General features: G+C 62.2%; 2 protein-coding genes and 1 pseudogene. 1 reads left to right on the forward strand and 2 read right to left on the reverse strand.

Annotated elements, in window-relative coordinates:
- Positions 1-93: 93 nt before the first annotated feature.
- Both ACE04F_RS11490 and ACE04F_RS11495 read right to left on the reverse strand, forming a co-directional pair.
- Positions 94-948, reverse strand: a complete 855-nt coding sequence (locus tag ACE04F_RS11490) for a methyl-accepting chemotaxis protein (RefSeq protein WP_434605050.1) — start codon at positions 946-948, stop codon at positions 94-96.
- 6 nt (positions 949-954) lie between these two features.
- A pseudogene (locus ACE04F_RS11495) lies at positions 955-2,037 on the reverse strand (HAMP domain-containing protein); the annotation flags it as partial.
- A 269-nt stretch (positions 2,038-2,306) separates the two neighbouring features.
- On the opposite strand from ACE04F_RS11495, the gene ACE04F_RS11500 reads away from it, so the two are divergent.
- Positions 2,307-3,338, forward strand: a complete 1,032-nt coding sequence (locus ACE04F_RS11500; protein WP_486106773.1) for a GlxA family transcriptional regulator — start codon at positions 2,307-2,309, stop codon at positions 3,336-3,338.
- The last annotated feature ends 112 nt before the right edge of the window (positions 3,339-3,450 follow it).

A 3,450-nucleotide genomic window follows, 5' to 3' on the forward strand; every position in this document is an offset into this window, starting at 1 on the left:
GGCCAGCACAGTCAACATATCTATCGACTGTCAGCCCGCCATCGCGAGCAAGCTCGCTCCCACATTGGATCTTCGGCGGGGCATAAAGCCGATTTAGAACCTGAAGCGTCCCACCAAGCCCTTGAGCTGCCCGGAAATATCGGTCAGCCGCCCCGACCCGGTTTGTGCCGTATGGGCGAATTCCTCGACCAGTTGCGCATCGGAGTGGATCTGCGCGATGTGCCGGTTGATGTCTTCCGCCACTTGGTGCTGTTGCTCAGCGGCGGTGGCGATCTGGGTGTTCTGGTCGCGGATCGAGTCCACCGAGGTGCGGATCTTGTCGAAGCTGTCGCGCGCCTGCTGGATGCGCTCGACGCTGGTGTGCGACACCTGCAGGCTGTTCTGCATCTGTTGCGTCACTTCCTGGGTGCGCCGCGCGAGGTTGCCGAGCAGGCTGTCGATCTCGCCGGTGGAATCGGCGGTACGCCGCGCCAGGGCACGCACCTCGTCGGCCACCACGGCAAAGCCACGGCCCTGATCGCCCGCGCGCGCCGCCTCGATGGCCGCGTTGAGCGCCAGCAGGTTGGTCTGTTCAGCGATCGAACGGATGGTGTCGAGGATCGTGTTGATGTTCTTGCTGTCCTGCTCCAGCGCCTGCATGGTCTGGGTCGACTGCTGCAATTCCTCACTCAGCTTCAGCACACTGCCCGTGGCTTCACCGATGTGGTGTTGGCCGTCGTGTACATCGCGATAGCCGGTGTCCGCGCTGACGGCGGCCTGGCTGCAGGAGCGGGCGACTTCGTTGGCGGTGGCGACCATTTCGTTGAACGCGGTGCTCACCAGCTCCACGGCCTGGCGCTGGCGACCGGCGGCATCGTTCATGTTCTGGGCCACGTTGCTGGTATCGGCCGCGGCAGTTTGCAGGTCGGAAGAAGCGCTGCCGATACGCTGCATCAGTTGCGCGATCATGGCCAGGAACTGGTTGAACCAACCCGCCAGTGTGGCCGTTTCGTCCTTGCCTTGCACCGACAGTTTGCGGGTGAGGTCGCCTTCACCTTCGGCGATTTCCTGCAGGCCATTGGCAACACCACGAATCGGCCGCACGATCACGCTGGCGAAGCTGGCGCCGACGATGGCGAAGACCACGGCCAGCGCGGCGGCGATGGCGGCGATCAACCAGGTCAGGCTCGACGCCTCGGCCATCACTTCGTCGCGCTTGATCAGGCCGATGAAGCGCCAGCCCAGGCTTTTCGACGTGACGATGTTGGCCATGTAGGGCACGCCATCGATCTCGATCTGGGTGGCGCCATCGCTGCTCTTGGCCAGCGCGGCGTAGTTGGGGCCGAGGTCGGCCAGCGGCTTGAAGTTGTGCTTGGCCTCGGCGGGGTCGACCAGCACGTTGCCGCTGGCTTCCACCAGCATCAGGTAGCCGCTGTCGCCCAGCTTGATGTTCTTGACCAGTTCGGTCAGCTGCTTGAGCGATACGTCGAGGCCGACCACGCCGACCAGCTTGCCGCTGGCATCGGCGACGGTGTGCACGATGCCGATCAGCGAAACGTCGTCCGGTGCCCAGTAATAGGCATCGGTCTTCACTGTCGTGCCAGGCGCGGCAACAGCCGCCTTGTACCAGGGGCGTACGCGCGGATCATAGTTGGAGATCTTCGGATCATCCGGCCAACTGGCGTAGCCGCCGTCCGCCAGGCCCAGGGACAGGTAGGCGGTGGTCGGATGGCTCTTGGCGAACTGGTCGAAAATCGCCAGCAGCTGTTTGTTGCTCTCGGTCAATGGGATTTGCGCGGCGTCAGCGCCCGAGTAGTTCTTCAAGTCCTTGGTCGCGACGATCCGCGGGTCCTTGGCGAAAAATTCGACGTTCTGCATGATGCCGTCGAAGAACTGCTTCATGCCGTTGTCGATCTGGCGGATCTCGCGGCCGCTGCTGTCCAGGAAGTTGGCTTGTGCCGCATCGCGCAGGTTCAATACAACGAGCACCGCCACCAGGATGACCGGGAGGCAGGCAATGGTCGCGAACGCCCATGTCAGCTTCTGTTTGATATTCATGACTTCTCCCGCAGGTATTTATCGGTGTTGGAACGGCAGAAACAGCAGCGGTGCGCGTTGCGAACTCTTGGGGGAAAAGCGCCCATGCCTACTCTCAGGCTATCGACCAATGTCGTATTCCCTTGAGGTCGCCACTGGTCGGAGGTCGTTAACGCTGACAGTGATGTCGCGCAGGCGATGGTTGCCTTTGCGGTTAATCGGGAAGATGGCTTGGCTCGGGCAATCCGCCCGGGTCCGGTCAAGATCGCCTTCCAGTCTCACGAGGCCCCATGCCCAGCGCATTCGAAAGCGTACTCAAGAACAAGAACATGGCCTATCGCCCCCAAGGGGCTGCGCCTGTGGGACAAGCGCCGGTGCGCGTCGCGTTCGTCCTGATGGACAACTTTTCCATGATGTCCTTTACCGGCGCGGTGGACGCGCTGGTCACCGCCAACCTGATGAGCGACATGCCGCTTTATCAAGTGCTGACGGCGGGCGCTTCGGGCGGGCAGGTGACGAGTGACCTGGGCATCGTCATTTCCACCGATATCGAGCTGGCGCAATTGCCCGATAACCTCGACGTGCTGATTGTCGCCGGAGGCTTTCGTGTGAAGTTGCAAGGCACGCCGTTATTGCGGCGCAAGCTGCGCGCCAACGCAACGTCCGGGGCGATAGTGGGTGGGTTGTGGAACGGCGTGTTTTTTGTGGCAGAGGCGAACCTGCTGGACGGTTTTGAATGCGCGGTCCATCCGGAAAGTCGGGCGACGATGACCGAGATGTTTCCCCATGTGAAAGTCACCAGCCGCGCCTATGTCGTAGACCGCGAGCGAGTCAGTTGCGCGGGCGCCAACAGCTCGCTGCGCATGATGCTCCAGCTGATCCGCCGCACCGGCGGCGAGGCGCTGGTGGGGGCAATCGAAGAGATCCTTCGCTGCGATGAGTCCGGGGATGACGCCACGGACCTGCCGCCGATCTTCGTCGAGACCGATCCGACGCTGCCGGAAAGCCTCAAGCTGGCGTTGGAACTGATGTGGCAGAACGTTGAAGAGCCTTTGACGATCGATGAGCTGGCGGCCTGCGTCAAGGTCTCCAAACGCCAGCTGGAACGGCGGTTCTGCCGGTTCCTCGGTGCGACCCCGACGCGTTATTACCTGGAACTGCGCCTGACACGGGCACGCCAGCTCATCCAGCAGACCAACCGCTCGGTGACCGAAATCGCCGTGGCCACCGGTTTCGTCAGCTCCCCGCATTTCCAGCGACGTTTTCGCGATTTTTTCGGGGTGCCGCCGGGTAGCTATCGTTCGACGTTTGGGCGTAAGTAAGGTTAGCCGCGCCCATTTCCGTACCTTGCGATCACAGCGCGGGTGCGGGCGGTGATCGATGAGATTGTGGCGGCGTTTGCCCAAGAGAACAATTAAGTAAATGTGGGAGCGA

The sequence above is a fragment of the Pseudomonas sp. AGC41 genome (assembly GCF_057334555.1).

Bases quoted from the DNA above. Each gene is read 5' to 3' on its own strand.
- ACE04F_RS11490 (WP_434605050.1), bottom strand. From the start codon at position 948: ATGATCGCGCAACTGATGCAGCGTATCGGCAGCGCTTCTTCCGACCTG.
- ACE04F_RS11500 (WP_486106773.1), top strand. From the start codon at position 2,307: ATGCCCAGCGCATTCGAAAGCGTACTCAAGAACAAGAACATGGCCTAT.